19 protein-coding genes are annotated in these 24,409 nt (G+C 72.9%); 10 read left to right on the forward strand and 9 right to left on the reverse strand.

The window, feature by feature from the left end; translation table 11 throughout:
- Positions 1 to 89 precede the first annotated feature (89 nt).
- On the forward strand, positions 90 to 1,952 hold the full coding sequence (locus tag AC3RKB_RS07965; protein WP_491435553.1) for a DEAD/DEAH box helicase: 1,863 nt from the start codon (positions 90 to 92) through the stop codon (positions 1,950 to 1,952).
- A gap of 1 nt (position 1,953) precedes the next feature.
- Here AC3RKB_RS07965 and AC3RKB_RS07970 read toward each other — a convergent pair whose 3' ends face one another.
- From AC3RKB_RS07970 to AC3RKB_RS07985, 4 genes are all read right to left on the reverse strand, one after another.
- Positions 1,954 to 2,523 (reverse strand): GIY-YIG nuclease family protein, encoded by a 570-nt coding sequence (locus AC3RKB_RS07970; RefSeq protein ID WP_491435554.1) that lies wholly within the window; start codon positions 2,521 to 2,523, stop codon positions 1,954 to 1,956.
- Between the two features lie 61 nt (positions 2,524 to 2,584).
- Positions 2,585 to 3,226: an alpha/beta hydrolase gene (locus tag AC3RKB_RS07975; RefSeq protein ID WP_491435555.1), complete on the reverse strand. Its 642-nt coding sequence runs from the start codon at positions 3,224 to 3,226 to the stop codon at positions 2,585 to 2,587.
- Positions 3,223 to 4,125 carry a VOC family protein gene (locus tag AC3RKB_RS07980; protein WP_491435556.1) on the reverse strand — a complete coding sequence of 301 codons (903 nt, stop codon included), beginning with the start codon at positions 4,123 to 4,125 and terminating at the stop codon, positions 3,223 to 3,225. The genes AC3RKB_RS07975 and AC3RKB_RS07980 overlap by 4 nt, the downstream gene beginning before the upstream one ends.
- Positions 4,126 to 4,248: 123 nt before the next feature.
- Entirely contained in the window at positions 4,249 to 5,265 is a 1,017-nt protein-coding gene (locus AC3RKB_RS07985; RefSeq protein ID WP_491435557.1) for a LacI family DNA-binding transcriptional regulator, read from the reverse strand.
- Between the two features lie 138 nt (positions 5,266 to 5,403).
- Here AC3RKB_RS07985 and AC3RKB_RS07990 point away from each other — a divergent pair, with 138 nt between their 5' ends.
- Genes AC3RKB_RS07990 through rhaS form a run of 4 tightly spaced genes read left to right on the forward strand, consistent with a single transcriptional unit; the run spans position 5,404 to position 10,136 of the window.
- A complete protein-coding gene (locus AC3RKB_RS07990; RefSeq protein ID WP_491435558.1) occupies positions 5,404 to 6,933 on the forward strand; it encodes a sugar ABC transporter ATP-binding protein in 1,530 nt (509 codons plus the stop codon).
- A complete protein-coding gene (locus AC3RKB_RS07995) occupies positions 6,930 to 7,970 on the forward strand; it encodes an ABC transporter permease (protein ID WP_491435559.1) in 1,041 nt (346 codons plus the stop codon). The genes AC3RKB_RS07990 and AC3RKB_RS07995 overlap by 4 nt, the downstream gene beginning before the upstream one ends.
- Entirely contained in the window at positions 7,967 to 9,037 is a 1,071-nt protein-coding gene (locus tag AC3RKB_RS08000) for an ABC transporter permease (protein WP_491435560.1), read from the forward strand. The genes AC3RKB_RS07995 and AC3RKB_RS08000 overlap by 4 nt, the downstream gene beginning before the upstream one ends.
- 55 nt (positions 9,038 to 9,092) lie before the next feature.
- Positions 9,093 to 10,136, forward strand: a complete 1,044-nt coding sequence (rhaS, locus tag AC3RKB_RS08005) for a rhamnose ABC transporter substrate-binding protein (protein ID WP_491435561.1) — start codon at positions 9,093 to 9,095, stop codon at positions 10,134 to 10,136.
- Positions 10,137 to 10,254: 118 nt separating this feature from the next.
- Here the strand turns inward: rhaS and AC3RKB_RS08010 are convergent, their stop codons facing one another.
- Both AC3RKB_RS08010 and AC3RKB_RS08015 read right to left on the reverse strand, forming a co-directional pair.
- A complete protein-coding gene (locus AC3RKB_RS08010) occupies positions 10,255 to 10,896 on the reverse strand; it encodes a response regulator (protein ID WP_491435562.1) in 642 nt (213 codons plus the stop codon).
- A 5-nt stretch (positions 10,897 to 10,901) separates the two neighbouring features.
- On the reverse strand, positions 10,902 to 12,524 hold the full coding sequence (locus tag AC3RKB_RS08015; protein WP_491435563.1) for a GAF domain-containing sensor histidine kinase: 1,623 nt from the start codon (positions 12,522 to 12,524) through the stop codon (positions 10,902 to 10,904).
- Positions 12,525 to 12,723: 199 nt separating this feature from the next.
- Between AC3RKB_RS08015 and AC3RKB_RS08020 the strand changes: the two genes are divergently transcribed.
- Positions 12,724 to 13,545 carry a universal stress protein gene (locus tag AC3RKB_RS08020; RefSeq protein ID WP_491435564.1) on the forward strand — a complete coding sequence of 274 codons (822 nt, stop codon included), beginning with the start codon at positions 12,724 to 12,726 and terminating at the stop codon, positions 13,543 to 13,545.
- Positions 13,542 to 15,905, forward strand: coding sequence for a phosphoketolase family protein (locus tag AC3RKB_RS08025; protein ID WP_491435565.1), 2,364 nt, complete (start codon positions 13,542 to 13,544; stop codon positions 15,903 to 15,905). Before AC3RKB_RS08020 ends, AC3RKB_RS08025 begins: the two co-directional genes overlap by 4 nt.
- Here AC3RKB_RS08025 and AC3RKB_RS08030 read toward each other — a convergent pair.
- Together AC3RKB_RS08030 and AC3RKB_RS08035 are read right to left on the reverse strand one after the other, a co-directional pair.
- Positions 15,856 to 17,664 carry an ABC transporter permease gene (locus AC3RKB_RS08030; RefSeq protein ID WP_491435566.1) on the reverse strand — a complete coding sequence of 603 codons (1,809 nt, stop codon included), beginning with the start codon at positions 17,662 to 17,664 and terminating at the stop codon, positions 15,856 to 15,858. The genes AC3RKB_RS08025 and AC3RKB_RS08030 overlap by 50 nt on opposite strands.
- Entirely contained in the window at positions 17,661 to 18,638 is a 978-nt protein-coding gene (locus tag AC3RKB_RS08035; protein ID WP_491435567.1) for an ABC transporter ATP-binding protein, read from the reverse strand. The genes AC3RKB_RS08030 and AC3RKB_RS08035 overlap by 4 nt, the downstream gene beginning before the upstream one ends.
- Positions 18,639 to 18,834: 196 nt before the next feature.
- Between AC3RKB_RS08035 and AC3RKB_RS08040 the strand changes: the two genes are divergently transcribed.
- Together AC3RKB_RS08040 and AC3RKB_RS08045 are read left to right on the forward strand one after the other, a co-directional pair.
- Positions 18,835 to 19,431: a hypothetical protein gene (locus AC3RKB_RS08040; RefSeq protein ID WP_491435568.1), complete on the forward strand. Its 597-nt coding sequence runs from the start codon at positions 18,835 to 18,837 to the stop codon at positions 19,429 to 19,431.
- A 331-nt stretch (positions 19,432 to 19,762) separates the two neighbouring features.
- On the forward strand, positions 19,763 to 20,710 hold the full coding sequence (locus tag AC3RKB_RS08045) for a phosphodiesterase (RefSeq protein ID WP_491435569.1): 948 nt from the start codon (positions 19,763 to 19,765) through the stop codon (positions 20,708 to 20,710).
- Positions 20,711 to 21,051: 341 nt separating this feature from the next.
- On the opposite strand, the gene AC3RKB_RS08050 is transcribed toward AC3RKB_RS08045, so the two are convergent.
- Positions 21,052 to 22,698, reverse strand: coding sequence for a stealth family protein (locus AC3RKB_RS08050; RefSeq protein WP_491436783.1), 1,647 nt, complete (start codon positions 22,696 to 22,698; stop codon positions 21,052 to 21,054).
- A 325-nt stretch (positions 22,699 to 23,023) separates the two neighbouring features.
- Here AC3RKB_RS08050 and AC3RKB_RS08055 point away from each other — a divergent pair, with 325 nt between their 5' ends.
- Positions 23,024 to 24,325 (forward strand): aminotransferase class V-fold PLP-dependent enzyme, encoded by a 1,302-nt coding sequence (locus tag AC3RKB_RS08055; RefSeq protein WP_491435570.1) that lies wholly within the window; start codon positions 23,024 to 23,026, stop codon positions 24,323 to 24,325.
- The last annotated feature ends 84 nt before the right edge of the window (positions 24,326 to 24,409 follow it).

The raw sequence follows: 24,409 nt of genomic DNA on the forward strand, positions 1-24,409 counted from the left end.
GTTGCGTTCTCCGAGCGGATGGCGCACACTTGGCGCCCCTCGGCCGACCCCGCCCGACGCTCTCCCAGCCGGCGGGGCTACCCTGAAGGGTGACTTCCGTCGATACCCCCGTCGAGGCCGAGGCTCCCGCCGAGCCCGCTCAGACGACGTTCGCCGACCTCGGGCTCGAGGGCCCGGTGCTGAAGGCGCTCGACGACGTCGGCTACGAGACGCCGTCGGCGATCCAGGCCGCCACCATCCCGACCCTGCTCGAGGGCCGGGACGTCGTGGGCCTCGCGCAGACCGGCACGGGCAAGACCGCGGCGTTCGCGCTGCCGATCCTCGCGCGCCTCGACGTGTCGCAGAAGACCCCGCAGGCGCTCGTGCTCGCCCCGACCCGCGAGCTCGCGCTGCAGGTCTGCGAGGCGTTCGAGCGGTACGCCGCGCACCTCAAGCACGTGCACATCCTGCCGGTCTACGGCGGGCAGGGGTACGGCGTGCAGCTCTCGGCGCTGCGCCGCGGCGTGCACATCGTCGTCGGCACGCCCGGCCGCATCATGGACCACCTCGACAAGGGCACGCTCGACCTCTCGGAGCTCAAGTACCTCGTGCTCGACGAGGCCGACGAGATGCTCAAGATGGGCTTCGCCGAAGACGTCGAGACGATCCTCGCCGACACGCCCGACACCAAGCAGGTCGCGTTGTTCTCCGCGACCATGCCCGCCATGATCCGCCGGATGTCGCAGCAGTACCTGCACGACCCGGAAGAGATCACGGTCAAGACCAAGACCCAGACCTCGGCGAACATCACCCAGCGCTACCTCGTCGTCTCCTACGCGCAGAAGGTCGACGCGCTCACGCGCATCCTCGAGGTCGAGAACTTCGAGGGCATGATCATCTTCGTCCGCACGAAGAACGTCACCGAGGAGCTCGCGGAGAAGCTCCGCGCCCGCGGCTACGAGGCGGCGGCCATCAACGGCGACATCGCGCAGGCCCAGCGCGAGCGCACCGTGAATCAGCTCAAGTCGGGCAAGCTCGACATCCTGGTGGCGACGGATGTCGCGGCCCGCGGCCTCGACGTCGAGCGCATCAGCCACGTGGTGAACTTCGACATCCCCACCGACAGCGAGCCGTACGTGCACCGCATCGGCCGCACCGGGCGCGCCGGCCGCACGGGTGACGCGATCAGCTTCGTCACGCCACGCGAGCGCGGGCTGCTCAGCCGAATCGAGAAGGCGACCAAGCAGCCGATCACGCCGATGCAGCTTCCGAGCGTCGAGGACGTGAACGTCACCCGCCTCGCTCGCTTCGATGACCGGATCACCGCGGCGCTCGGCCAGGCCGATCGCATCGACGGGTTCCGCGACATCATCGCCCACTACGTGCGGAACCACGACGTGCCCGAGACGGATGTCGCGGCCGCGCTCGCCGTCGTCGCGCAGGGCGAGTCGCCGCTCCTGCTCGAGCCCGAGCCCGAGCGCCCCGTGCGGGAGCGGTTCGACCGCGACCGGCCCGAGCGCGGCGACCGGAGCGACCGCGGCGACCGCGGCGACCGGCCGGAGCGACGCCCGCGCCCGAACTCCCAGCCCATGGCGCAGTACCGCATCGCCGTCGGCAAGCGCCAGCGCGTGCAGCCGCGCCAGATCGTCGGCGCGCTCGCCAACGAGGGCGGCCTGCAGCGCGACGACTTCGGCGCGATCCAGATCATGTCGGACTTCTCGCTCGTCGAACTGCCCGCCGACCTGCCGGCCGACGTGTTCGACCGGCTCGCGGGCACGCGCATCTCGGGTCAGCTCATCGAGCTGCGACCCGACTCGGGCCGGCCGCGGCGACGCAGCTGGGACGACGACCGCGGTCCGCGCCGGCCGCGCGAGTACGGCGACGACCGACCGGCGAGACGGTCGCGCGACGACGACCGCGCGCCGCGCGACGACGACAAGCCCTTCCGGAAGCCACGTCACCCCAAGAAGTGAGTCACCCGCGGCGCGCGAGCTCCTCGCTGCGCCAGCGGTCGTAGCGGTCCCACGGGTCGGCGCGGTCGCCGGCGAGCTCGGCGAGGTGGCGGACGAGCGGCTCGTCGAGCCGGAACCACTCCGAGCGCGGCCAGCGTGAGGCGGCGAACTCGGCGTGCCGGCGCTGCTCGAGCAGCCGTCCGCCGCGCTCGAACGCGAGCACCTCGTCGTGCGGGATCACCGCGAGCCGCTGCCGTGGGTTCGACGAGGTGCCGATCTTGACGCGCTCGCGCCAGCGCACGTAGTAGACGACGTCGACGCGTGGCGGCACCAGCTCGGGGTCGGGCACGTCGCCGAGCCGCCATTCGCACACCGCGCAGACCGATCCCGACGGGTACCGCACCCCCACGCGCGACCCGCATACGAGGCACGCGCCGGGCAGCACATCGGTGACGCCCTCCTCGCGGGCGACCCAGTCGTACGCGGCGAGCAGGTGCATCGTGCAGAGCGAGAGCGGGGCGTGCGGGTCGGCGAGCGCGGTGCACGGCCCGCGTTCGTCGACGGCCGTGCAGGCCGCGCCATCCGGTGCCATGTCTGCACGCTACGCGGGACCACCGACGTCACGGGAGGTCTCGGTGCGGGCGCTTCGCGTCCTACTCGACCGCCGGGAGGTGGGCGGCGAGGAAGGCGCGGACGTCGGCGAGCTCGTCGGCGCTGATGCCGTGGGCGAGGCCCGGGTAGACGCGCTCGACGAGGTCGGTGTGGCGCGGGAGCCACTCCGAGGTGCGGGCGATCGCGTGGGCGGCGATGACGCGATCCTCGGCGCCGCGGCCCCAGAACGCCGGGGGCCGGGATGTCGCGAGGCGCTCGTCGGCCGGCTGGGGCGCGCCCAGCACGAATCCGCCGAGCACCACCGGGGCGAGCACGCGCTCGGGCCGTGTCCGCAGGACCTGCGTCGCCATGAGTCCGCCCTGCGAGAAGCCGATCGGGACGACGCGGGTCGCGGCATCCAGGTGCTCGTCGACCCACGCCCAGATGGCGTCGGTCGCGGCCTCGACCGGCGCGGCGTCGGGGCTGCCCGGCGTCGTGATCTGGAACCATGCGGCGCCCGGCCCGGCCGTCAGCGGCGCGCGGAGCGACGCCCACGGCAGGTCGAGGTCGAGCATCGGCATGAGGCCGGCCAGGTCGCGCTCGTTCGAGCCGAAGCCGTGCAGCAGCAGCGCCACGGCCCGCGGGGCCGACGCGGCGGCGGCGTCGGGACGAAGCTCGGGGGAGCGGACGTCGACGAGGCTCATCGGGCGAGCAGCTCGTCGGTCGAGAGGTCGGGGAGGGCGACCGTGACCTGCGTGCCCCACGGGTCGTCGACCGAGACCGACCGGCCGTCGTCGGCGAACTGCAGGCCGCGGGCGCGCAGGCGGGCGACGAGCGCGTCGAGGTCGTCGCGGTCGGGCACCGTCACCGAGACGTCCCCGAGGCCGAGGCTCGCGGCGCGCGGGCCCGAGCCGCGGCTGTTCCAGGTGTTCATCGCGATGTGGTGGTGGTAGCCGCCCGCCGAGGCGAACACCGCGCCCGGGTAGCCGGTCTGCGTGGTCTCGAAGCCGAGCGCGCCGACGTAGAAGTCGCTCGCGGTCGCGACGTCGCCGACCTGCAGGTGCACGTGCCCGACCTTGCCGGCGAGCGAGGGGCCCGCGTCGACCGCGGCCTGGGACAGGTGGTGCTCGAGGTACGCGTTGGGGTCGAGGTAGATCGTGGCCATGCGGATCTGCTCGCCGTCGTGGATCCACGTGCTGCGATCGCGGTCGGTGTAGAGCTCGACGCCATTGCCCTCGGGGTCGGTGAAGTAGAACGCCTCGCTCACGAGGTGGTCGCTCGAGCCGACGAAGCGGCTGCGGGGGTCGCGCGCGGCGCGCAGCACGGTCGCGGCGAGACTCGCCTGGTCGTCGAACAGGAACGCCGTGTGGAAGAGGCCCGACTGGCGCGGGTCGACGCCCGGCAGGTCGGGCGTGTGGATGAGTCGCACGAGCGGGGTGGTGCCGCGGCCGAGCACGCGGTGCACCTCGCGGCCGCGGCTCTGCTCCTCGAGGCGCTCCATCGCGAAGGCGTTCGCGTAGTACGACGACATGCCCTCGAGGTCGCCGACGCGCAGGGTCACCGCGCCCATCGAGGTGGCGGGGTTGAGGATGCGCTCGTCCATTTCGGAACTCCAGTCGTTACTTGTATCTACAACTATATCAAGACAACGGCCGACGCTGGGAATCCATTCCCTGCCCGCAGGAGGTCTCGAGACGGCCTCCGGCCTCCTCGACCACCGAGGCGGTCAGCGGCGCGGGTTCGTGCTCGCGCGCACGATCAGCTCGGGCTGGAACACCGTCTGCCGGGGGATGAGCTCGGGGTCGGCGGTCTCCTCGAGCAGGATGCGGAGCGCGGTGCGGCCGATCATCCGGCTCGGCTGGCGCATCGACGACAGCGGCACGGCCGCGGCCGCGGCGAACGCGATGTCGTCGAAGCCGATCAGCGCGATCTCGTCGGGCACGAGCATCCGCCCGTCGACGGTGAGCGCCTGCAGCAGGCCGAGCGCCAGCAGGTCGTTCGCGGCGAAGATCGCGTCGGGCCAGTCGGAGCGCGGACGCGCCATGATGCGGGCGCCGGCGGCCGCGCCATCCGCCACCGTCAGGGCGTCGGTCGCGACCACCTCGAGGTCGACGTGGTCCGCAGCGTTCTCGGCCGCGGCCCGGGCGCCGGCGAGCCGGTCGGTGACCTGGCGCATGTCGAACGGGCCGCCGACGAAGGCGATGCGCCGGCGTCCGGTGGCGATGAGGTGCTCGATCGCCATGCGCCCGCCGTTCACGCTGTCGACCGAGACCGAGCTGAACCGCCCGTCGCCGCTGAACCGGTCGACGAGCACGGCCGGGATGCCGCGCGAGCGCAGCCGCTCGAGCCGCGGGTTGATGTCGCCGTAGGGCGAGATGAGCACGCCGCGAACCTGCTGCTCCTCGAAGAGGTCGAGGTACATGCGCTCGCGCTTCGGGTCCTCGTCGGTGTTGCCGTACAGGATGGCGATGCCCTGGCCGGATGCCTCGTCCTCCGCGCCGCGCACGACGTCGCCGAAGAACGGGTTCTGGCCGTCGAGCACCACGAAGCCGACGGTCGTGCTCACCCCGGCGCGGAGCTTGCGCGCGGCGTCGTTGCGCACGTAGCCGAGGGCCTCGATCGCCTCGTGGACGCGCCGGATCGATTCGGCGGACACCTCGCCCGGCCGGTTGAGCACGTTCGACACGGTGCCCACCGAGACGCCCGCGTGCTGGGCGACGTCGCGAATGCTCGCCGGTGCCATCGCGCTCCTTCTCCATCGAATCCACTGGCGGGGGGTCATCCGTCCGGGTGCGACTTGACCGCGGTGGATGTCCTCCATAGAGTATGCCTGAATCGAGCCTGAATCGATTCATACAGTTTTCACCTCAAGGAGGAGGACGTGACCGTGGACCAGGTCCCCACGACCCCCGCACCCCCGGCGCTCGAGCTGTCGAAGGTCGTCAAGTCCTTCGGCGCCGTCGTCGCCCTCCGCTCCGGCACGATCACGCTCCAGCAGGGCTCGATCCACGCCCTGATCGGAGAGAACGGGGCCGGCAAGTCGACGCTCGTGAAGATCATCGCGGGCCTGTACCGTCGCGACGCGGGCACGTTCCGCCTGCGCGGCGAGGAGGTCGACTTCCACACGACCGCGCAGTCGAAGGCGGCCGGCATCGCCGTGATCTACCAGGAGCCGACGCTCTTCCCCGACCTGTCGGTCACGGAGAACATCTTCATGGGCCGCCAGCCCGTGAACCGGTTCGGCCGCATCGATCGGAAGGCGATACGAGCCGAGGCGCAGGAGATCTTCGCCCGGCTCGGCGTGACGATCGACCCCGACCGCATCACCGAGGGCCTCTCGATCGCCGACCAGCAGATCATCGAGATCGCCAAGGCCATCTCGCTCGACGCGCGCGTGCTGATCATGGACGAGCCGACTGCCGCGCTCTCGGGCGTCGAGGTCGAGCGCCTGTTCGCGGTCGCCCGGAGCCTGCGCGACGAGGGCCGGGCGCTGATGTTCATCTCGCACCGCTTCGACGAGGTGTTCGCGCTGTGCGACACGGTCACCGTGATGCGCGACGGCAGCTACATCGCGACCGAGCCAATCGCCGAGACCAGCGTCGACGAGCTCGTGCGCCAGATGGTCGGCCGGGACGTCGCGGAGCTGTTCCCGAAGCTGCCCGCCGAGATCGGCGACGACGTGCTCGTCGTCGAGGGCCTCACCCGCACGGGCGTGTTCCACGACATCAGCTTCACGGTGCGGGCCGGCGAGATCGTGGGCCTCGCGGGCCTGGTCGGCGCCGGCCGCAGCGAGGTCGCCCGCGCGATCTTCGGCGTCGACCCGTACGAGTCGGGCTCGGTGCGCCTCGGCGGCCAGGCGCTGCCGAAGGGCAATCCGCGCGTCGCCATGGCGCGAGGCCTCGCGCTCGTCCCCGAGGACCGCCGCAAGCAGGGCCTCGTGCTCGACGAGTCCGTCTCGCGCAACGTGACCCTCGCCATCCGCAACAGCATCGCCACCGCGGGGCTGATCACGAGCCGGGCCGAGAACGCCGCGGCCGAGGTGTGGGCCAGCCGCCTCGAGGTCAAGACCGCGGCGCTGGACGCCGAGACCGGCACCCTCTCGGGCGGCAACCAGCAGAAGGTCGTGCTCGGCAAGTGGCTCGCGACCGAGCCCAAGGTGCTCATCGTCGACGAGCCCACGCGCGGCATCGACGTCGGCACCAAGTCGGAGGTGCACCGCCTGCTCTCCGAGCTCGCCCAGCAGGGACTGGCGATCCTCATGATCTCGTCGGAGCTGCCCGAGGTGCTCGGCATGGCCGACCGCGTGCTCGTCATGCGCGAGGGCTGGCTCACCGGCGAGTTCCCCCGTTCCGAAGCCACCCCCGAGACCGTGATGTTCGCGGCCACCGCCGAGAAGGAGGACGCGAAGTGACCGCGACCGCCGCCCCGCCCGCCAAGCCCGCGCCCTCCGCGGCCACGCGCGCCGTCTCCCACATCTTCAAGGCCCGCGAGACCGGCATCGTGATCGCGCTGCTCGCGGTGATCCTCGTCGCGACACTGGTCAACCCGAACTTCCTGTTCTCCGCCGACGGGTTCCGCGACCTCCTGCTGACGCCGTCGCTGCTGCTGCTCGTCGCGGTCGGCCAGGCGGTCGTGATCATCACCCGCAACGTCGACCTGTCGGTCGGCTCGGTGCTCGGCCTGACCGCATACCTCACGGGCCGGCTGTTCATCGACGTGCCCGGCATCCCGATCATCGCGGTCTTCCTCGCGGGGGTCGCCTTCGGCGCCATCCTGGGCCTGATCAACGGCGCGCTCGTCGCGTTCGCGAAGGTGCCGGCGCTGGTGATCACGCTCGGCACGCTGTACATCTACCGCGGCATCAACGTCGCCTGGACGGGCAGCGACCGCATCAACGCCTCCGACCTGCCCGCCGACTTCCGCGGCCTCGGCACCGGGCAGATCCTGTACATCCCGATCCTCACGATCATCGCCGTCGCGGTGCTGGTCGTGGCCGCGTGGGTGCTGCGCAACCTGCGCAGCGGTCGCGAGTTCTACGCGATCGGCTCCGACCCGGCCGCCGCGCACCTCTACGGGCTGCGCGTCACGCGCCGCATCCTGACCGCGTTCCTCGTCAGCGGCGCCCTCGCGGGCCTGGCCGGCGTACTCTACGCCGCCCGCTACGGCACCGTCAGCTCGCAGGCCGGCACCGGCTGGGAGCTCCAGGCGATCGGTGCGGCCGTGATCGGCGGCGTCGCGATCTCGGGCGGCGTCGGCACCGTGTGGGGCGCCGCGATCGGCGCGTACCTGCTGCTGACCATCAACCGGGCCCTGCCGATCCTGGGCATCCAGGACTTCTGGCAGCGCGCCGTGGTCGGCGCCCTCATCATCGGGGCGATCGTGCTCGACCGGGTGCTCGCGCTCCGACAATCCCGCAAGCTGCTCCAGATCAGGGAGGAAGGCCGATGACCGCCACCGCTCCGGCGCCGGACACCCGGACCGCCCGCACGTACCAGGCGTACTCCAACCCGCTCTGGCGGCGCGTGCTCCTGACCCGCGAGACCGCCGTGATCGCGCTGCTGGTCGCCGTGATCGCCGTCGCGCTCGCGGTCGTGCCGAACTTCGACAGCCCGCTCACGGTCACCTACCTGCTGCGGGATGTCGCGCCGATCCTGCTCATCGCACTGCCGATGACCCTCATCATCATCACCGAGGAGATCGACCTCTCGGTCGCGTCGATCGTGGGCCTGTCCAGCGTGATGACCGGCATCCTCACCCAGGCGGGGCTCCCGTTCCCCGTCGCCGGGATCGCCGCGATCCTCGTCGGCACCGTCGCGGGCGTGGTCAACGGGTTCCTCGTCACCGTGGTCGGGCTGCCCTCGCTCGCGGTCACGATCGGCACGCTCGCCCTGTTCCGCGGTATCGCGGTCGGCCTGCTCGGCACCACGGCGGTCACCGACTTCCCCGAGTTCTGGACCGACCTGGCCAAGGACAACATCCCCGGCACGCCCATCCCCGGCATCATGATCCCGTTCGTGATCCTCGCGATCGGCTTCGCGATCCTGCTGCACTTCACCCCGTTCGGCCGGTCGCTCTACGCCATCGGCCTGAACAAGGAGGCCGCGGCCTTCTCGGGCGTCGACGTCGGCCGCGCGAAGTTCATCCTCTTCGTGCTCAGCGGCACCGTCTCGGGCTTCGCGGGCGTGTACTTCACGCTGCTCTACAGCAACGCCCGCGGCGACAATGCCACCGGCATGGAGCTCTCGGTCATCGCCGCGGTCCTCCTCGGCGGCGTGTCGATCTTCGGCGGCCGCGGCGCCCTGCACGGCGTCATCGCCGGCGTGCTGCTCATCGGCACCCTCGGCAGCGCGCTCCGGCTCGCCGGCGTCACCAGCGACATCATCAACATCATCACGGGCGTGCTGCTCGTGCTCTCGGTGGTGTCCGCAAGCCTCCTCGCCTGGCTCCGCCGTCGGCGGATCTCGGCGATCGGGAAGAAGAAGGGGCGGGTCGCGGCAGCACCTCCGTCGTCCTGACCACCCCCCACCTGAAATCACAGTCCGGTCCCCGGCACCAAGGAAGGAAACAACGATGTTCACTCAGCACCGTACGCGCCGAATCGGCGTGGCGATCACCGCCATGGCGGCGGCGGCCGCGCTCGCCCTCACGGGATGCGCTTCCGGCGGCGACTCCGGCGGAGGTGAGAGCGGCGGCGACGGGGCCAACCTGTCGGTGACGTTCCTGCCGAAGAACCTCGGCAATCCGTACTTCGACACGTCGTCGGCGGGCGGCGAGGAGGCGGTCGAGGAGTTCGGCGGCGAGTTCGCCGAGGTCGGTCCCTCCGAGGCCTCGCCGACTTCGCAGGTCTCGTTCATCCAGACCGCGGCGCAGCAGGGCGTGGGCGCGCTGGTCGTCTCGGCCAACGACAAGGAGGCCATCTGCGACGCGCTCGACGAGGCGTCCAGCGCCGGGGTCAAGGTCGTCACCTTCGACTCGGACACCAACCCGGAGTGCCGTGACCTGTTCATCAACCAGGCCACCGCGGAGGGCATCGCGAAGATCCAGGTCGACCTGATCGCCGAGCAGATCGGCGACGCCGGACAGATCGCGATCCTGTCCGCGTCGGCGAATGCGACGAACCAGAACGCCTGGATCGAGCTGATGGAGGAGGAGCTGGCGGCCAGCCACCCCGACATCGAGCTGGTCGAGGTCGTGTACGGCGACGACGACGACCAGACCTCGTTCGACAAGACCGCGGCGCTGCTGCAGACCTACCCGGAGCTCAAGGGCATCATCTCGCCCACCACGGTCGGCATCGCCGCCGCGGCGCGCTACCTCTCGACCTCGGAGTACAAGGGCCAGGTCGCGCTGACCGGCCTGGGCACCCCGAACCAGATGCGCGAGTACGTCGAGGACGGCACCGTGACCGCGTTCGCTCTGTGGAACCCGGCCGACCTGGGCTACCTCGCCGCGTTCGCCGCGAAGGCGCTCATCGAGGGCGAGATCGCCGGTGAGGAAGGCGACACGTTCGACGCCGGCAAGCTCGGCGAGTACGAGGTCGGCGCCGACGCGACCGTCCTGCTCGGCGACCCCTACGTGTTCGACGCCGAGAACATCGGGGACTTCGACTTCTAGGAGTCGAACGCCGCATCAGGCAGGCGGGCTCCCGGGTGCGACACCGCCCGGGGGTCCGCCTTCGTCGTGCCGGAGTCCCGAGAGGGCGCGGGGCGACGCCTCGACCCGCCGTCGCGCGTCAGGCGGGCTCGTGGTTGCGGCGCTCGAGCTGGTAGATCGCCGCCTGCGTGCGGCGCTCGAAGCCGAGCTTGGAGAGCAGTCCCGACACGTAGTTCTTGACGGTCTTCTCGGCGAGGCCGAGTTCCTCGCCGATCTGCCGGTTCGTGAGCCCGTCGGCGATGAGGGCGAGCACCTGCCGCTCGCGGAGGTTCAGTGCGCTGAAGCGGGGGTCGTCGTGGTCGTCGCGCTTGGCCTGCTCGGCGACCTTCGCCGAGACGGTCCGGTCGATGAGCGACCGCCCCGTCGCGACCGCCCGCACGTCCTCGACGATGGTCGTGCCGCGCACGTTCTTCAGCACGTACCCGGCCGCGCCGGCGAGCACGGCCGACATCGCCGCGGCGTCGTCGTCGTACGCCGTGAGGATGAGGCAGGCCAGTTCCGGATGCCGCGACCGCAGCTCGCGGCAGAGGTCGATGCCGTCGCCGTCGGGCAGTCGCATGTCGAGCACCGCGACATCGGGCGACGTCGCCTCGATGCGGGCCAGTGCCTGTGCGACCGTGCCGGCTTCGCCGACGACCTCGAGGTCGTGCTCGCGCTCGAGCAGCTCGGCGACGCCGCGACGGACGATCTCGTGGTCGTCGACCAGGAATACGCGGGTCATGGATCTCACTCCTCAGGGGATGCGGGGACGGGGGCCGACCACCGGGCGCGCGTGCCGCGCGCGCCCGTGTCGATGCGGAACGAACCGCCGAGTCGCTCGGCGCGCACGCGCAGGTTCTCGAGCCCGCTGCGCCGGGCGGTGACCTCGATGCCGTGGCCGTCGTCGGCGACGTCGGCGGTGACCTCGCCGTCGGCCGCCGTCACCGTGAGGTGCACCGTCGCCGCCCCGGAGTGCTTCACGACGTTCGACAGGAGCTCGCGCACCGTCGCGGTCAGCTCGTCGGCGAGCCGGCCCTCCGCGACGAGGTCGACCGGGCCGCTGAAGGTGACGGCGACGGGCTGCGGCAGGTGGCTCGACGCGGAGGCCGCGAGGTCGAGCACGCGGTGCCGCAGCGTCGGCATGCCGTCGGCGCGCGGCGTCAGCGCGAAGACGATCGTGCGGACGTGGGCGATGGCCTCGTCGATCGCCGACACCGCCGACTCGATGCGCGAATTGGCCGGATCGCTCGAGGTCGACGCGACGGCCTGCAGGTCGAGGCCGGCGCCGTAGAGTTGCTGCACGACGTGGTCGTGCAGGTCGCGGGCGATGCGCGCGCGGTCCTCCAGCAGGATCGTGCGCTGCTGCGCCTCGCGGGCGCCCGCGAGCTCGTGGGCGAGCGACACGCGCTCGGCGAAGTCGTCGGCGATGCGCATCTCGGCCGGCGTGAAGTGCGGCGTGCCGGGGTTGCGACCCGCGGCGATGACGGCCCGAGGCGCGCCCGACTTGCGGATCGCGGAGAACACCACGGGGCCGACATGCCCGTCGTGCTCGAGCGCCAGCGCGTCGGCGAGGCCGTCGATCCGTCCGCCGGGCGTCGCGCGCGTCTCGCCGCCTTCGAGCACGACCGCGGCGAGCGTGCGAGCGGACGGGATCACGGTGCCGGCGATCGCCGCGGCATCCGTGCCCCGCGCCTCGATGACGCGGAGGTCGTGGTCGTCGTCGGCCGCGACGAGGATCGCGATCCGGTCGGCCGCGCCCCGCGAGGCGAGCTCGTCGGCGAGCAGCGCCGCCGTGCCCTCGGTGTCGGCGTCGGTGAGCAGCGCCGAGACGACCTGGGCGGATGCCGCAGCCCACGCCTCGCGCATGCGCGCCTCGGCGAACCGGCGGGCGTTGTCGATCGCGACGCCCGCCGCGGCGGCGAGCGCCGACGTCAACTCGACGTCCTCCTCGGAGAACTCGCCCTGCCGCTGGTTGGTCAGGTAGAGGTTGCCGAAGACCTCGTCGCGCACCGACACCGGCACGCCGAGGAAGCTGCCCATCGGCGGGTGGCCCGCGGGGAACCCGGCCGAGCGGGGATCCTCGCCGAGGGTCCGGAGCCGGATCGGCTCGGGATGGTCGATGAGCGCGCCGAGCAGCCCGTGCCCCTCGGGCAGGTGGCCGATGCGACGGACCGTGTCCTCGGGCATCCCGACGTGGATGAACTCCTCGAGCCCGCCCTGCGGGGCGAGCACCCCGAGCGCGCCGTACTGGGCGTCGACCAGCTCGACGGCGGCCTCGACGATGCGGTGCAGCACCTCGGAGAGCTCGATCTGCTCGACGACGGCCTGGGTCGCGCGGAGCAGAGCCCGGAGGCGGCCCTGTGTGCGCATGACCTCGTCGGCGCGCTCGACGAGGTCGCGGAGGGCCCGATCGAGTTCGACCCTCGGCCCTTCCGGGAAGGACAGTGGCGACGAATGCAGGCTCCCACCCCCAGACCCGTGATGGCGAAACTGTAGCATCCGGCGTGTCGAGGTCGCACGAAGGACCAAAGGCCCCGCAACCGCGGCGCAGGCACCGGATGCTTGCTCCATGACGATCTTGGTCGGGGCGGACGGAAGTGTCGCGAGCCGGGCCGCCCTCACCTGGGCGCTCGATCGGGCACGGCGCACCCGCGACGACCTCACCCTCGTCACCGTCGTCGACGACGAATGGGGGGCCGTCGGCGGCTCGGCGCTCGTCGAGCTGAAGCGCACCGCCGAGGAGCGGGCGGAACGCGAACTCGCGTTCGCACGCGGCGTCGGCGCCGATCTCGCGATCGGGAGCGTCGTCTCCGTCGGAAGTCCGATGCTCGCGCTCGCCGAGGCGGCGCGCGAGGCCGACCTGGTGGCTGTGGGGACGCACAAGGTCGGGTACTTCCACGGGCATGCGCTCGGTTCGCGGAGCCTGCAGTTGGCAGCGGTCTCCGAGGTGCCGTGCGCGGTGGTCCCGGTCACCTCATGGCGGGGGCGCAGTGGCGTCGCCGTCGGCGTCGCGGACGGAGCGGTCAGCGACGACGCGGTCCGCTTCGCTGCGGAGGAGGCGAGCCGGCTGGGGGAGCCGCTCGTCCTGCTCCGCGCCGCCGACGGCGACGCCGGTCGCTCCGGCATCGGCGAGCGTGCAGCGTCGCTGGCCGCGGCCGTGCACCCCGGGCTGTCGATCGAGGTCCGCTCGACCGCCGACCCCGTGTCGGCGGCGCTCATCGGCATCTCGCGGCGCGCGGTCCTGACCGTCACGGGTCGCCGCGTGCCGGTGCGGGGCTTCCTCCCGCTCGGGCGGACCAACGCCGACCTGCTCATGAACCTCGCCGGCCCCGTCGTGGTCGTCCCGCACACGTCCATCGAGGCCGTGGTCGTGGGGTGGACCGCCGCGTGACGCGCGAGCTCGCCGCGGTCGACCGATGGTGGCGGGCGGCGAACTACCTGAGCGCCGGGCAGATCTACCTACGGGAGAACGCGCTGCTGCGCCATCCGCTCGCCCCCGAGCATGTCAAGCCGAGGCTGCTCGGGCACTGGGGCACCGCGCCGGCGCTGAACCTGGTGTGGGCGCACCTCAACCGCGTCATCTGCGAACGCGGGCTGCAGGCGTTGTACATCGCGGGGCCCGGCCATGGCGGCCCCGCCATGCTCGCGAACGCGTGGCTCGAGGGCACGTACAGCGAGCGGTATCCGCGCGTGAGCCTCGACGAGCGCGGCATGACCGAGCTGTTCCGGCAGTTCTCGACGCCGGGCGGGGTGCCCTCGCACGCGGCGCCGCAGACGCCGGGATCGATCCACGAGGGCGGCGAGCTCGGCTACTCGCTCGCGCACGCGTACGGCGCGGCGCTCGACGCCCCCGATCGCCTCGTCGCGTGCGTCGTGGGCGACGGCGAAGCCGAGACGGGCACGCTCGCCGCGAGCTGGCACCTGAACGCGTTCCTGAACCCGTCGACGGATGGCACGGTGCTGCCGATCCTCAACCTCAACGGCTGGAAGATCGCCAACCCGACCGTGCTCGCGCGCATGCCCGAGTCGCAGCTCGTCGAGCTCTTCCGCGGCTACGGGTACGCGCCGACGATCGTCGAGGGCGACGTGGGCGTCGACCCGATGCGCGTGCACGAGGCGTTCGCGAGCGCGCTCGACGACGCGTTCGACCGGATCGACGGCATCCGGGCCGAGCACGCCGGCGACCCCGAGGGGCCGCAGCCCGCGTGGCCGATGATCGTGCTGCGCACCCCGAAGGGCTGGACCGGCCCGCGCGAGGTCGACGGCGAGCCCGTCGAGGGCACCTGGCGTTCGCACCAGGTGCCGCTCGCGGGCGTGCGCGACGACCCGTCGCACCTGCGGCTGCTCGAGGACTGGCTGCGTTCGTACCGGCCCGACGAGCTGTTCACGGCGGATGGCGCGCCCGCGCCCGAGCTCGACGAGTGCCGCCCGCGCGGCGACGCGCGCATGAGCGCGACCCCCGCGGCGAACGGCGGCGAGCTGCTGCGCGACCTCGTGCTCCCGGATGCCGCGGCGCACCGCGTCGCCCCGGGCGCCACGGTCGAGTCCACGCGCGTGCTCGGGCGGTGGCTCGCCGAGGTGATGCGGGCCAACCCGCACGACTTCCGGCTGTTCGGCCCTGACGAGACGGCCTCCAACCGGCTCGACGCGGTGTGGGAGGTCACCTCGACGCAGTGGATGGCCGAGCGCCGGCCCGTCGACATCCGACTCGGCCGCAGCGGCCGGGTGATCGAGGTGCTGAGCGAGAACCTGCTGCAGGGCCTGCTCGAGGGCTACCTGCTCACCGGCCGTCACGGCCTGCTGGCCTCGTACGAGGCGTTCATCCACATCGTCGACTCGATGTTCAACCAGCACGCGAAGTGGCTCGAGGTCGCCGACCAGGTGCCGTGGCGGCGATCCGTCGCCTCGCTGAACTACCTGCTGAGCTCGCACGTGTGGCGGCAGGACCACAACGGCTTCTCGCACCAGGACCCGGGGTTCCTGAACCACGTCGTGAACAAGGGGCCCGACGTCGTGCGCGTGTACCTGCCACCTGACGCGAACTCGCTCCTCACGGTCGCCGAGCACTGCCTCGCCTCGCGGGACCACGTCAACGTGATCGTCGCGGGCAAGCAGCCCGAGCCGTCGCTGCTCTCGTACGAGGCCGCGCGGGCGCACGCCGAGCGCGGACTCGGGGTCTGGGCGTGGGCCGGCACCGAGGTGGAGGGGCGCGAGCCCGACGCGGTCGTCGCCACGGCCGGCGACGTGCCCGCGCTCGAGGGGCTCGCCGCGGTCGAGCTGCTGCGCGAGTCGGTGCCGGGGCTGCGGGTCCGGTTCGTCAACGTGGTCGACCTGATGCGGCTCCGGGCACCCGACGAGCACCCGCACGGCCTGCCCGCCGACGAGTTCGCGGCCGTGTTCACCGAGGCCGCGCCGGTCGTCTTCGCCTTCCACGGGTATCCGTCGCTCATCCATCAGCTCGCGTACCGGCAGCCGAACCACGCGAGCTTCCACGTGCACGGGTTCGCGGAACGGGGCACCACGACGACGCCGTTCGACATGCTGCGGATGAACGGGCTCGACCGGTACACGCTCGCGCTCGCGGTGCTCCGACACGTGCCGGGCGGTGAGCTCCGCCATCCGCACGCCGTCGCGCACCTCACCGCGGCCCGCGAGCGGATGCGGGCGCACGCCTACGAGTTCGGCGAGGACAGCCCCGAGGTCACCGCGACGGCGTGGCTCGACCGGCTCGTCGCCTCGGCGCGCGACTGAGCTCGCGGGTGCGGGTGCCGCTCCACGCGGCGCCACGCGCGCGGAGCAGCAGCCACGTCGCGGCGGAGGCGACGAGGGTCCAGCCCGCGAGGGCGGCGAGCGAGACCCAGGCGATCGCGGGCCCCTCGGGCAGCCAGGCCTCGAGCAGCGCCGTCTTGACGTGGGCGAGCGGGAAGAGCGCGCCGATCGCGCGCATCCAGTCGGGGCCGCCGACCAGGAAGATGTCCGACACGAAGGCGACGACGAAGAGGATCATGAGCGCTGCGGCGCCCGCGGCCCGCGCGTCGGGCAGGGCGGTCGCGAGCAGCAGGCCGCACGCCGCGAGCGACGCCACCGCGAGCACGATGACGACGGCGCTGAGCGCGAGTCCGGCCACGGTCGTGCGGAGCTCGAAGGCGAGCGCGCCGACGAGGAGCAGGGTCGCGGCGATCGCCCAGGAGACGAGCACGGCGGCCGCGGCACGGCCCGCGCCGAGCTCCGCGAGCGAGAGGGGCGTGCCGCGCAGGCGCTTCAGCAGTCCGCGCTCGGCCGAGCGGGCCACCCACTCGGCCGTGTTCATGAACGCGACCACGCCGACGCCCCACGCGCACATCGCGGCGGCGGTCGACGTGACGATCGGGATGCCGTCGCGCTCGCCGCCGCCCTGCAGCGTGACCAGCAGCCAGAGCAGCCCGACCGGGATGCCGATCGAGAAGAACAGGTCGCCCGGGCGGCGCAGCGTGGAGCGGAGGGCGGCGCCGAGCTGACCGAGGGCGCGGGCGAACGCGGTGCCGGGGCGGGCGTCGGTGGTGGCGGCGTCGGCGCGGGCGGGGGTCTCGAGACGGCGCTGCGCGCCTCCTCGACCCGCAGGGGAGGCCTGCGCGCCTCCTCGACCCGCAGGAGAGGCCTGCGCGCCTCCTCGAGCCGCAGGGGAGGCGCGGCGACGGAGACGAGGCTCCCAGCGGAAGGCGATCGCGGCCACGATCGCACCCGCGACGCCCCACGCGGCGATGAGCGCGAGGTTGCCGAGGTTCCACGCCGCGGCGTCGTCGTACGGGTCGAACAGCTCCTGCAATGAGTCGACGAACGGCTTGAGCGGCAGCATCCAGGCGAGGTCCTCGATCCACTGCGGCAGGGACCCGCCGATGATGAACACGCCCGAGATGAACGAGAGCACCACGGCCGCGCCGACCGTGATCGCCTCGGTCGCCCGGGCCGACGGCGCGAGCGAGGCGATCGCGATACCGAGCGCGCTGAACGACGCGAGTCCGACGAGCACCGTGACGATGAGCGGGAGCACCGCCTCGCCCGGCACCCGCACGCCGTAGGCGATGACCGCGACGGCGAGCACGACCGCGACGGCCGCCGCGCCGAGCAGCGTGACCGCGACCAGCTGGCCCGCCACGTACGCCCACCCGGGCAGCGGCGTGCCGCGCAGGCGCTTGAGCACGAGCGTCTCGCGGTCCTCGGCGACCGAGGTCGCGATCGAGGGCAGCGTCGCGAACAGGCAGCCCATCGCGAGCGCCGTGGGCGTCGCGTACTGCATCACCCGCAGGCCGGTCGACTCGTCGATGACCTCGTTGCCCGCGACGATGCCGACGAGCACGAGCCACACGAGCGGCAGGCCGAACGTGAACACGAACGCGATCCGGGCGCGCCACAGCGAGCGGAAGACGTGCGTGCTCCGATGCAGAAGCTGACCGGCCGGGCCGGGGCGGCCCGCCTCGACCGCGGCGGGCAGGGGCCCACGGGCGACGGATGGCTCGGAGCCGACGGTCACGCCGGCACCCCCTCATCGGCGCCCGCGTGCACCGCCCGCTCGCCGACCAGCTCCAGGTAGGCGTCCTCGAGCGTGGGGCGGCGCACCTCGAGCTCCTCGAGCGGCACCCGGTGCTCGAGCGACCACGTCGTCATCGCGTGAAGCGCTCGGGTCGCGTCATCCGTCGTCACGCGCCATCCGGCGCCGTCGCGCTCGATCGCCGGACCCGGGCCGAGCGCGGCGGGAAGGCCGGGCGGTGCGACGGCCTCGCCGCCCGCCGCGGAGGCCCTGCCATCCGCTGCCCCGCCCGTGCGGAACTCGATCACGGTCGCCCTGCCGCGAGCGGCGAGATCGCCCGGCGTGCCGAGCGCCACGAGCCGGCCCGCCACCACGACCGCGACACGATCGGCGAGGTGCTGCGCCTCGTCGAGGTAGTGGGTCGTGAGCAGGATCGTCGTGCCCTTCGCCCGCAGGTCGCGCACGATCGACCAGGCCTGACGGCGCGCCTCGGGATCGAACCCGACCGTGGGCTCGTCGAGGAAGAGCACCTCGGGGTCGCCCACGAGGCCGAGCGCGAGGTCGAGCCGGCGCTTCTGGCCGCCCGACAGGGTCCGGACGCGCGCCGAGCGCTTCTCGGCGAGCCCGACCAGGTCGATGACCGCGTCGGCGTCGAGCCGCCGCGGGTAGAGGTTGCGGTGCAGGCGCACGAGCTCGGCGACGGTCGCATCCTCGTCGAAGCCGGCCTCCTGCAGCACGATGCCGATCCGCTCGCGCAGCGCCCGCTCGCGCCGGGCGGGGTCGTGGCCGAGTACTCGGACCTCGCCGGAGTCGGCCGTGCGGTGGCCTTCGATGGTCTCGACGACGGTCGTCTTGCCGGCGCCGTTCGGGCCGAGCAGCGCGAAGACCTCGCCGCGATCGATCTCGAACGAGACGCCGTCCACCGCCTGGACCTCGCCGTACGCCTTGCGCAGGTCGCGCACCTCGATCGGACGCATGCCTCACACCTCCCGGGTCGGTCTCGACCGTAGGGCGGGCGGATGGCGCATGCCGGGCCGAAAGGCCCGCCGGACGGGTCGTGACGCCCCGTGTCAAGCCCCCTCGCCGATGTCCCCCGTTCGGGAGGCGCCGAACGCGCCGGGAAGGTAGAGTACTCCGGCGGACGGACGGACGAGCGACGAGACGGTGAACGGCATGGACAACCCCCGACCGGACGAGGGCAGCAGGCGGCGAGGCCGCCGCGCGGCGCCCCCGACCGGCCCCGTGGGCCCGCTCGAGACCGCCGCCGCGGCCGTCGCCGCGGGCCTCACGGTGGCGCGCGCGAGGCTCGTCACCGCCCGCGGTCGTGCGGGTGAGGCCGTCGCGGCGTTCCGCGCCGGCCCGGTGCTGCCGTGGATCTCGGCGCACCGCCTGCCGGTGCTCCTCGGCGGTGCCCTGCTCGCCTCCGCGCTCGCCATCGGGGGCACGATCGCGATGATCGCGCAGGTGCCGGGGCCGGTCGCGGGAGGCGAGGCTCCCGACGAGGCCGCGCGACCCGAGCCCGCCTCGGGCTTCACGATGCCGAGCCCCGCGACGCGCACGCCGACGCCCGCGCCGTCTCCGTCGCCCTCGCCGTCGCCGAGGCCGACCGACCGCCCGGCCACGGGCGACGCCGGCACGCCCGCCGTCGACGCCGAGCCGAGCCCAGCGCCGGTCGAGACGCCGACCGCGGACTCGCCCGGCAACGGCCGCCAGGACCCTCCGGGCGCGACCAACAACCCGAAGAAGCCGAAGGACGCCGACGAGGGCTGATCGTCCGCAGCGCGCGTCGGCCCGCCCGCCGACCGTCGCCAGGCACCGGCCGTCGGTCGATGGACGGCAGGCCGGCGGCGAAGGCTCCCGGGGGACGGGAACGGTCCTCAGCTCGCCGACCGGCCTGCCTGGAGGTGACGACCACCTCTGTCAGCGAGTCTCGTCCGGCGCTCGCCGTGGCGGGAGGGCCTTGACATCGCCCCCCGAACGTGGGTCGTCGCCGCCGCGTTCAGCTTCGTCACATCCCGCGTTCACTGCACGTTCGGCCCGACGTGCTGCGCTAGGTTCGACCACACCCGGACGATCCGCACCTCGACGAGACGGAGCATTCGTGAACACCCGGAGGGCCGAGTATCCGCGGCCGTCGCACTTCCTCCTGCACATCAGCGACACCCACCTGCTCGGCGGCGGACGCCGGCTCTACGACCGGGTCGCGGCCGACACCCACCTCCGGAAGCTCTTCGAGCAGTTCGAGGCGTCGGGCGGGCGTCCCGAGGCGATCGTGTTCACGGGCGACCTCGCCGACCGTGGCGAGCCCGAGGCGTACGACCTGCTCCGCGGCATCGTCGAGCCCGCCGCCGCCCGCCTCGGCGCGCAGGTCATCTGGGTCATGGGCAACCACGACGACCGCGACGCGTTCCGGCGCGGCCTGCTCGGCGACGTGGCCGGCGGCCAGCGCCCGGTCGACCGCGTCCACGACGTCAACGGCCTGCGCGTCATCACGCTCGACACGACGGTGCCCGGGCACCACCACGGCGAGATCACGGGCGACCAGCTCGACTGGCTGGCCGAGGAGCTCTCGATCCCCGCGGCAGACGGCACCATCCTCGCGCTGCACCATCCGCCGGTGCCGAGCGTGCTCGACCTCGCCGTCTCGGTCGAGCTGCGCGACCAGGCCGCGCTCGCCGAGGTGGTCGCGGGAAGCGACATCCGTTCGATCATCGGCGGGCACCTGCACTACTCATCGACGGCGACGTTCGCCGGTGTACCCGTCTCGGTGGCGTCGGCGAGCTGCTACACGCAGGACCTCACGGTGCCCGTCGGCGGCACGCGCGGCCGCGACGGCGCGCGCGCGTTCAACCTGGTGCACGTGTACGCCGACACGGTGCTGCACTCGGTGGTGCCGCTCGGCGAGACGCCCGCGCTCGACTTCATCGACCCCGAGGAATCGGCGCGCCGCCTGGCGCTCGAGGGCATCGTGATCCCGGATGCCGCGGCGCCGACGATCGTGCGCACCGCCGAGCCGCCGTTCACCGAGCCGATCCCGGTGCTCGCGTAGTCGACCCCTGCGAGGGTTGAGGAGGGCGCGCAGCGGTTGTGAGGGTTGAGGAGGGCGCCCAGCGCCCGTCTCGAAACCCGGTGGTGGTGCGTGGGTCGTGAGGGTTGAGGAGGGCGCCCAGCGCCCGTCTCGAAACCCGGCGGTGGTGCGTGGGTCGTGAGGGTTGAGGAGGGCGCGCATCGCCCGTCTCGAAACCCGGTGGTGGTGCGTGGGTCGTGAGGGTTGAGGAGGGCGCGCAGCGCCCGTCTCGAAACCCGGCGGTGGTGCGTGGTGCCGGGTTTCGAGACGCGCCCGCCTTCGCCGTGCGCTCCTCAACCCTCACGGGACGCCCGGCTGCGCACCTACGCCGTCAGGCCGTCGGCCCCTCGGAGCTCGTCGATCGACGGCACGTCGCCCGTCGCCGAGGCGTTCGCCGCGGCATCCGTCGCCCCCTTCTCCCACGGGGCGGGGAACGGGAAGTAGTGCTCGAGGAAGTCGATCACCGCGGTCGTGCGCTCCTCGACCGAGATCTCGGGGAAGCTGCCGTCGTTCAGGCAGAACATGTCCTGGTCGCGCCGCTTGAGCAGCCGCCGCATGGCCGGGAGCGCGCGCTTGAGCGTGGTCTCGATGTACTTGACCTTCGCGTCGGTCTGCACCACGGCGCGCCCGGTGAGCAGTGCGTAGTAGTGGTAGAGCGAGTTGGTCACCGAGATGTCGGTCGCCGAGCGGAACCGGCTCGCCGCGGTGCGGCGGAACTCGTCGGGGAACGTCGCCTCGAGCTCGGCCATGACGCTCTTGCGCAGCGGCGCCGCGGTGTGCTCGAGGTGGCGCGTGGTGACCTTGCCGAACTTCTCGCGCAGCAGCGCGCGGTTCACGCGCGCGGCGTTCTCGAACCCCGAGCGGCTCGGGTCGGTCTCGCCGAGACCGATGCGCGTGGTCGCCTCGATGAACTTCGTGATGCCGCCGGGGGAGAAGAACAGGTCGGGCGAGAGCGGACGACCGAAGAACATGTCGTCGTTGGAGTAGAGGAAGTGCTCGGCGAGCCCCTCGATGCGGTGGAGCTGGCTCTCGACCGCGTGCGAGTTGTACGTGGGCAGCATCGAGACGTCGGCGAACATCTCCTCGCTGCGCACGATGGTGACCTTCGGGTGCTTGGCGAGCCAGTTCGGCGCGGGCGAGTCGGTGCAGATGAAGATGCGGCGAACCCACGGTGCGAACAGGTGCACCGAGCGCAGCGCGTACTTCAGCTCGTCGATCTGGCGGTAGCGGGCCTCGGACTCGTCGCCCTCGCCGACCACGTACGTCTGCATGCGCCGTGCGCGCTCGCGGAGGAACTCGACGTCGGAGCCGTCGACCCACGAGAACACCATGTCGATCTCGAAGTCGATGTCGCTCGCGAGCGGCGCCCACATGTGCTCGATCGTGCGCCAGTCGCGCCCGTGCAGGTGCACGGTCTCGTCGACGGCCTCGGAGCGGGGCAGCGTGCGGCGCATGAGCGCGTTCTCGCACGGCGCCTCGATCACGTCGTCGCCGAAGCGCCAGAACTCCAGCTGCAGTGCCGACTCGGCGCCGTACCGCAGGCGGCCGACAGGCTCGATGCGCGGGCGGTAGAGCCGCACGGCCTGCGGCTTGCGGTGCGCCGAGAGCGTGCCGTCGGCGACGAGCACGTGCGCGGCATCGGCCGCCTTCTCGGGCACGAGGGTGGCGGAGTAGAACGGCTCGTTCGCGAAGGCCGACGCGAGCGTGCGAACCACGCGCTTGCGGTCGGCGCGGTCGACGGCGAGCACGGCTCGCCCGCCGTCGCGTCGGACCAGCAGGTGGTCGATGCCGGCGTGGTCGAGGGCGGAGGCCACGGCGAGGAGGTCCTCGACCATCGACTCGTGCGGCGTCGCGTGCCCGTTGGCGAGCGCGTACTGGCCCTTGCGGACCACGATGTCGTCGCGGTCGAAGCGCGCGTGCGGGGCGTGCGAGGTGACGAGGACGAGTTCCGGGACGTCGCTCAGCTGCAGCCCCCGATCGGGGTCGGGGACGCGGCGGCGGAAGGCGTCGCCGTTGCCGTCGTGGCGGTCGTCGGGGAACTGGTCGGGCTCGTGGGTCGTCACGTCGTGGGGTGCTCCGGGGTTCGTCGGGTTGTGGAGTTCTGGGATCCGTCGGGCTCGTCGGGTTCGTGGCGCGACGGCGCCGGATGCACCAATGGTACGGCCGGGACGGCACCCGGCCGGCGGCCCTGTGTGTTGCGCTCCGTTTCCGGACATGACGCACGGTGACGCGCCACCCTTGAGGGCGCGGGCCGTGCGTCCGTAGCCTCGTGCGAACCCCGTCCGAGGAGGCGCCATGTCCAGCTCCGCGACCGCCGTGCACGCCGGCGCCGCGCCGCTCGCCCTGCTCGACGACGCCGGGCTCGAGGTGCCCGTGCTCGGCGGACGGCGCGTGCGCCACGTGAACCTGGATGTCGCGGCATCCGCCCCGGCCCTGACCGCCGTGAGCGCGCACGTCGCGCGGGTGCTGCCGTACTACTCGAGCGTGCACCGCGGCACGGGATACCCGTCGCAGGCGTCGACCGCGCTCGTCGACGATGCGCGCGTCGCCGTCGCCCGGCACGTGGGCGCGCGGATCGACGACGCGGTCGTGTTCACGCGCAACACCACCGATGCGCTCAACCTGCTCGCGGGCGCGGTGCCCGGCGAGACGATCGTGCTCGACATCGAGCACCACGCGAACCTGCTGCCGTGGCAGCGCGGAGGGCGGCGCGTGGTCGTGGCCCGGCCGACGATCGCGGAGACGATCGACGCGCTCGCCGCAGAACTGCGTCGTCGCCCCGCCGCGCTCGTGTCGGTCACGGGCGCGTCGAACGTGACCGGCGAGGTCCTGCCCGTCGCCGAGATCGCCGCGCTCGCGCACGACCACGGCGCCCGCCTGGCGGTGGATGCCGCGCAGCTGCTGCCGCACCGGCGCGTCGACCTCGCGGCATCGGGCGTCGACTACCTCGCCTTCTCGGGGCACAAGGCGTACGCGCCGTTCGGCGCCGGCGCGCTCGTCGGCCGCCCGGACTGGCTGGACGCCGCGCCCGCGCACCTGGCCGGCGGCGGCGCCGTCGAGGCCGTGCGGGTCGACGGTGCCACGTGGAAGACCGGGCCCGAGCGGCACGAGGCGGGCACGCCGAACGTGCTCGGCATCACGGCGCTCGCGCGCGCCCTGGCCGAGCTCGAGCGCCTCGGCGACGACGCGCGGCGCGAGCACGAGGAGGCGCTGACCGAGCGCCTGCACGACGGCCTCGAAGCGGTGCGCGGGGTCCGCGTCATCCGCGGCTTCGAGGATGCCGGCGACCGGCTCGGTATCGCGACCATCGAACTCGAGCGCGGGTCGGTCGGGCTGGTCGCGGCGGCGCTCGCGGCCGAGCACGGCATCTCGGTGCGTGCGGGCCGCTTCTGCGCGCACCCGTTCTTCGATCGCGTCGCGTCGCGCGCGAACGGCCTGCGGGCGAGCCTCGGCGCCGGGTCGTCGGCCGACGACGTCGACCGGTTCGTCGACGCGCTCGCGCGGCTCGTGGCCGACGGCCCCGCCCACGAGTACGATCGCACGCCGGCGGGCTGGTGCCCGCGCGTCGACGATCGCCCGCGGCCGAGCTTCGACTAGCGCCGCGAGCGGCGGCGGGTTCGTTCGGGACCTCCGCCCGGGTGGCGACGTCGCGGGACGCGCCTACACTGGTTCGGGTCGAAG

The organism is Agromyces capsici, from assembly GCF_058349965.1.